This is a genomic window from Streptomyces sp. NPDC059477 (assembly GCF_042749375.1).
GTDB lineage: Bacteria > Actinomycetota > Actinomycetes > Streptomycetales > Streptomycetaceae > Streptomyces.
The window spans coordinates 34,417-40,658 of sequence record NZ_JBHYUG010000006.1 but is presented as its reverse complement, the minus strand read 5'-3'; the positions used below and the strand labels follow the sequence as shown (position 1 = coordinate 40,658).

Here is a 6,242-nt window from a genome sequence, read left to right as displayed (position 1 = left end):
CGGGGGGGGGTGGGCCCCCCCGCGCGGCCGCCGCGCGCGCCCCCCGTGGGCGGGGGGGGGCCCCCCCCACTCCCCCCCCCCCGCGCCCCCCCACACCACCACCGGTCCCGGCGGCCCGCCGGGCTCGGTGGACCTGGCCCACGTCAGTTGGGGGCCGGTGCTGGAGCCGCGGGACCCGCCGACACGAGGGGCCTCACCGGCCCTGCCCGGCCGGGACCACCGTCCCGATCTGGCGCCGCGAGTGGATACGGAGTTTGGGGAAGGCCTTGTAGAGGTGGTAGCCGACGGTACGGGGGCTGATGTAGAGGGCCTGGGCGATCTGGCGGTTGGTCAGCCCCTGGCGGGCCAGCTGGAGCACCTGCCGTTCCTGCGGGGTCAGGGCGAGCCAGCCCTCCAGCGCCGGGGCGGGGCGTACGGCGCAGGCGTCGAGTTCGCGCTGGGCGCGGCCGGTCCACAGCGGGGAACGGGCGGACCGGAACGCGGTCACGGCCGCCAGCAGTTCCTCGCGCGCCGCCAGCAGTCGCCGGGCCCTGCGCAGCCGTTCGCCGAACAGCAGCCGGGTGCGGCCCCATTCGAACTCGCTCGGATGCGCGAGCGCCAGCACCCGGCGGAACAGGCGCTCCATGGCGTCGGCGTCCTCCTCCAGCAGCGCCTCGCAGCGCAGCAGGAGCACTTCGGTACCGGCCGGGCGCGCCTGCGGGTGCCGGTTTCGCCATACGTCGAGCAGGCGTACGGCCCTGGAGGTGTCGGACGTGCGGCAGGCGGCCTCGATCAGATCGGCCACGGCGAGCGAGCCGTGACTGCCGAGCACGGTGTTGCCGAGGGCCGTCGGGGACAGCGGGAGCAGTTCCGGGACGTCCTCGGGCCGGCCTTCGCTGAGGACGGCGAACACCTGTGCGCCCTGGGCGGCCAGCCGGGCGGCGTCGGTGACCGGGGTGGTGGTGCGGGTCAGACACGCCTGTGCCTCGGCCTCGCAGCCGGCCACGTCCCCGAGCGCCGCGTGCAGCCAGGCGAGCAGGCCGCGCAACTGGCCGACGAGCACGAGTTGCCGGGTCCGCTCGGCGTTCAGCAGCCCCAGGGCGACATGGTCCATGGCCTGGTCCCACCGGCCGAGCCAGGCTTCGAGACCGGCCACCCGGTAGGCGGCGAGGGGGATGGAACCGGGTTCGTCGTCCTGGAGCGCGCGTTCCAGGAGGCGGGTGTGGAAGGCGAGTTCGCGGAGCGGATCGGCTTCGGCCTCGGCGGCCCGCGCGTCCGGGGTGCGCGGACCGGTGAGGGCTCCCAGGACCAGCGGGCGGGCGTCGGGTGCGTCGGGCGGCGACGCCTGGTGTTCGGCGATGGCCGTGGGGAGGTGCGCGTCCCGTGCCTCGTGCGCCTTCTCCAGGACGCGCCGGTCTCCGGCGAGCCGTGCGGCGGCGACCGCCATGTTGAGCGTGTCGGCGGTGAAATCCGGTTCGTACGGGGCGGACGTGCGCGCCGCCGCGAGGAACTGGCCGGCCGCGGCGGCCGGTGAGCGGGTCAGCAGGGTGTGCACCGCCCTGAGCCGGGCGTAGTGGTGCGCGCGGCCGGGTTCGTGCGCGGTGCGGGTGTCGTCGAGCAGTTCGGCCATCCGGTCGCAGTCACCACGGGCGAGGGCCCGCTCCACCGCCTCCGGGGCGACGGTCACCCTCGCGGGCGGGCGCTTCGGGTGCGGGTCGCTCGCCGGGGGCGAGTATTCCTGGTGCGGGATGCTCGCCGGGGGTGAGTACTGCGGGTTCGGGGCGCTCGCCGGGGTTGAGTGGTGCGAGTGCGGGACGCTCGCTGCGGGTGAGCGCTCCGGGCGCGGGATGTCCCTCGGGGGCGGGTACTCCGGGCGCGGGACGCTCGGCGCCGGCGGGTACTCGGAGTGCGGGACGCTCCTCGGGGGCGGGCACTCCAGGCTCGGGACACCCACCGCAGGCGGGCACTCCGGGCGCGGGACACTCACCGCCGACGAGTGCTCCGGGCGCGGGACGCCCGCCAGGGACGGGCCCTCCGGCAGTGGCTCCCATCCGGCGCGCTGCCCGGTCGTCAGGGCGTCGAGGGCGTGGCGCAGGCGCAGGGGGTTGCCGCCCGTGGCGTCGGCGAGGTGCTTCTTCACCTCCGGTGCGGTGGAGGGGGCCAGCCAGCCCAGGAGATCCAGGCTGTCGGCCTCGCTGAGCGGGCCCAGCGTCATGCGCTCGGCCTCCGCCCGCCGCGCGGCCCCGTCGCCCTCGTCGGTTCCCGCGCACACCAGCAGGATCGGGGCCCGCTCGATCCGCCGGGACAGGAAGGAGACCAGTCCGGCGGACTCGGTGTCGAGCTGATGGACGTCGTCGACGAGCACCATGAGGGGCGTACGCGCTGCCGCCGCCCCCAGCATCCTGGTCGCCCCGAGACGGACGAGCAGCGGATCGGCGTATCCCTCCTCCAGACCGAAGGTGATCCGCAGCGCCAGCCGCTGTGGTCCGGGAAGCGTCTCGGCGCAGTCCAGTACGGAGGCGACCAGCCGCTCGGCGGCGGCGAAGGGCAGCACCGACTCATCGGGGTGACCGGCCACCCGTAACAGCCGGAACGACTGCTCGTACCGGCGTGCCAGGGCGTCCAGCAGGGCGCTCTTGCCGATGCCGGGCGGCCCGCCGAGCTGGACGGCCTTCCCCCTCCCCCGGTGCGCGGCCTCCGCCAGACAGCAGAACCGGCGCAGTTCCTCACCACGTCCGAACAGCACGATGTCCCCTCCCCTTAACGCCCGTTCACACCCGGGCCTCTCGCCACCCCTCCGACGCACGGGGCCGTCACCGCCGCACACCCCGCAGAAGTCTTGTCGGTGAAACGCACCGGCACATCAGTCAAATGACGAAGATGACTTTTCCCACGCCTCCCACGCCTCCCACACCGAAACGCGCCGTTGCACACGGGCAGCGGCAACACTGGTGCACGCCGTCTCCAACCGAACGGGGAATCCGATGCCCGCATACGTCATCGTCAACGTCGATGTGCTCGATGAGGAGGCCGGTCTGGCCTATGCGTCCGTGGCCCAGAAGTCCGTCCTCGGTCACGGCGGCCGATATCTGGTCGCCACCGCCGCCGAGCCCGTCGAAGGCACCTGGGATTCCTCCCGGTTCATCGTCATCGAGTTTCCGGACCTCGACCGGATCCGGAAGTGGTACGACTCCCCCGAGTACCGGCGGGCCCGGGAGATACGCGAGGGAAAGATCCGGGTGGGGATGCTGTTCGTCGAGGGCGCTCCGCCCGAGGGCTTCTCCGTCCCGGACCAGGGCCGGACCGCTTGAGGCCGCTACCCCTCCAGCGCCAACAGCGCATCGCGCAGGGCCGCCCTGGACCCGATGCCCAGTTTGGGGAAGATCTGGTAGAGGTGGGCGCCGACGGTGCGTGGGGAGATGTACAGGTGTTCGGCGATCTGTTTGTTGGTCAGGCCGGATGCCGCCAGTTCCGCGACCTCGTGTTCCTGGGGGGTCAGGGCGCCGGACCGGGGGGTGCCGCCGGGGCGGCGGGCGGCGGCCAGTTCCTTCGCGGCGCGTTGTGCCCAGGGGGTGGCGCCGAGTGTTTCGAAGGTGTGCCGGGCCTGGGTGAGCGGGGCCCGGGCGTCGGCCGCCGCGCGGGAGCGGCGCAGTCGCTGTCCGTGGGCCAGCCGGACCCGGGCCAGGTCGAACGGCCAGCGCTCGACGTCCGGCAGGGCCAGGGTCCTGGCGAAGATCCCCAGCGCGGCATCGTGGTCCGGGGTCGCCAGTGCCTCGGCGCCGCCCGCGAGCAGTGCCAGCCGGGGTGACAGAGCGGCGACGCCCGCGTCCGTCATCGCCTGTACGTGCGCCGCAGCCTCGCTCTGCCGTTCGGTCCGTACGGCGGCCTCCACCAGGTCCGCCATCACCCACAGGGCGTGTGGAACGTGCGGGGCCAGCACCCCGGCCGGGCTGATGGCCGACGCCTCCTGGTAGGCGCCCTCGTGGTCGCCGTCGGCGAGGTCGGCGAGGGCGTGCGCGTGGCGGGCGAAGGCGACGGCGCCGTTGACGCCCCGGGGCAGGGCCCAGTTCGTGATCCGGTCGGCGAGTCCGCGGGCCCGTTCCGTGTCGCCTCGTGCGGCGGCGACCATGGCCGCGTTGTACTGGAAGTACCAGGCGAAGAAGTGGTACCCGAACCTGTCGCACAGGCCGAGCCCCTCGTCCGCGAGTTCCGCCACCGTGTCCCAGTCGCCGCGGTGGAAGTCGTCCAGGCACAGGTGCATCAGGGCGCCCAGATGGCGCCGGACGGGTCCGCCGTCGCGGCCCTGCCGCACGATGCGCCACCATCGTGTGCGCAGCGTGGACAGCCGGTCCGTGTAGACGCAGGCGGTGCCCGTCCGGATGATCCGCGAGGTGTCGGGGTCGTTCTCCGCGTCGGCGAGCAGCGTGTCCAGCCGGGCCAGCACCGCCGTCCCCTGGTGGGTGGGGTCGCCGAAGGCCGCCGCGCCCACCGCCAGCAGGTCGGGCGGCCCGGGGCGGAGCCGGCCGACCAGGTCGTCGAAGGGGGACCACAGTTCGGCGCGGCCACCGTAGGCGCACAGCAGCAGAAGCAGATGGAGGGCGTCGATGAGCGCGCGGTCGGTCGCGTCGTAGCCGTGCCCCGGGGCGTGGCCGTCACCGCCGGAGCGGATGCACTCGACGAGCAGCCGGTGGGCGGTGTCGAGGTCGCCGCCGCCGTTGACGACGAGCTGCGCCGCAGCCGCCGCGGCGTGCGGGGAGACGGTGGCGCAGCCGGAGGCGCGTCTGGCCCCTTCGAGCAGTTCGGGTACGTCGCCGAGGGCGCCGGACGCGTCGGCGCCGACATAGGCGGCCTCCGCCAGCCGACGGGCCCGGTCGGTGCCGCGCGGGCTGAGAGCGGCGGCCCGGCTCAACGCCCGTACGGCGCCGACGGCGTCGCCCCGCCGCAGGACGTCCCGCGCGGATTCCTCCAGCAGGGCCGCCACGCGTTCGTCGGGTTCCACGCACGCCTCGCCCAGGTGCCAGGCCCGGCGCTCCGGCTGGTGGTGGAGGGCGGCGGCGAGTGCGCGATGGGCGCGGCGGCGTTCGGCGGCCGTCGAGATCTCGACCACCGCCGAGCAGATCAGGGGGTGGCGGAAGAGCAGCCGGTGGCTGGACTCGTCCACGCGGACCAGTTGGTCGCGTTCCGCCGGGGCCAGGGCGTCCAGCGCGGCCCCGTAGCCGGTGCCGCGAGTGGCGGCCTGGAGCACGGCCAGGTCGCCGGTGCCGTCGAGGGTGGCCACGAGCAGCAGGAACTGTGCCTGCCGGGGCAGCTGGGCGACCCGGGACAGGAACAGGGCCTGGAGGCGCTCCCCGAGAGGCAGCACCGTGGGCAGGGCCTCCACCGCCGCACGCTGGCTGCCGGTCAGCGCGGCGGGCAGTTCGAGGAGGGCCAGCGGGTTGCCCCGCGCGGCGTCGAGCAGCCGCTGATGCACCCGGGGGGCGAGCCGCGGATACCGGCTGATGATCAGCCGCCCGGCCGACTCCGCGTCGAGCGGACGCAGCCGGTACACGGGGAGTCCGGCGTACGGGAGTCCTGTGGACGGGGGTTCGGTGGCTGGCGGCCCGGCGAGCGGAAGTTCGGTGGCCGACGGCCCGGTGCGCGGGAGTCCGGCGGGCGGGAGTTCGGCGGGCGGGAGTCCGTCGGGCGCAGGTCCTGAAGGCCGGAGTCCGGCGTACGACGGTCCGTTTTGCGCGGGCTCGGTGGACGGGAGTTCGGTGGGCGGCAGCCGGGGGGACGCAGATCCGGAAGACGGAAATCCGGTGCAAGGGCGCCCGTTGGACGCGGCTCCGGCGGACGGGAGTTCGGCGGACGGGAGTTCGGTGGGCGGCGGCCCGGGAGACGCAGATCCGGAAGACGGGAATCCGGCACACGGACGCCCCGAGGAGGGGAGTTCGGCGGGCGCCAACCCGGCGGACGCAGGCCCGGAAGACGGCAGCCCGGTATGCGGGAATCCGGCATACGGCCACCCATTGAACGCGGACCCGGAAGACGGGAGCCCCGTGTGCGGCAGCCCGGATGACGCAGGTCCGGAGGAGGGCAGCCCGGCACACGGCAATCCGGCAGATGCCGACCCGGCATACGGCAGCCCGTCGGACGGAAGTCCGGTCGACGGCAGTGCGGTCGACGGCAGCGCAGTCGACCGCGGGCCCGCCCGCCGGCCTACCCCCCCCCCCCCCCCCCCCCCCCGCCTTCCGCCCCCCCCCGTCCGGGGCGGGGGGGTGTGG

General features: G+C 74.8%; 3 protein-coding genes. 1 reads left to right on the top strand and 2 read right to left on the bottom strand.

What is annotated here, in order from left to right; all coding sequences use genetic code 11:
* Positions 1-193 precede the first annotated feature (193 nt).
* Positions 194-2,725: an AAA family ATPase gene (locus tag ACFXAZ_RS04735; RefSeq protein ID WP_384585061.1), complete on the bottom strand. Its 2,532-nt coding sequence runs from the start codon at positions 2,723-2,725 to the stop codon at positions 194-196.
* Between the two features lie 238 nt (positions 2,726-2,963).
* Between ACFXAZ_RS04735 and ACFXAZ_RS04730 the strand changes: the two genes are divergently transcribed.
* Entirely contained in the window at positions 2,964-3,290 is a 327-nt protein-coding gene (locus tag ACFXAZ_RS04730; RefSeq protein WP_384585058.1) for a DUF1330 domain-containing protein, read from the top strand.
* 5 nt (positions 3,291-3,295) lie between these two features.
* On the opposite strand, the gene ACFXAZ_RS04725 is transcribed toward ACFXAZ_RS04730, so the two are convergent.
* Positions 3,296-5,527, bottom strand: coding sequence for a LuxR C-terminal-related transcriptional regulator (locus ACFXAZ_RS04725; RefSeq protein WP_384585055.1), 2,232 nt, complete (start codon positions 5,525-5,527; stop codon positions 3,296-3,298).
* Positions 5,528-6,242: the final 715 nt, after the last annotated feature.

Excerpts from the sequence above, each read along its gene's own strand:
- ACFXAZ_RS04730 (WP_384585058.1), top strand. The coding sequence starts at position 2,964 with ATGCCCGCATACGTCATCGTCAACGTCGATGTGCTCGATGAGGAGGCC.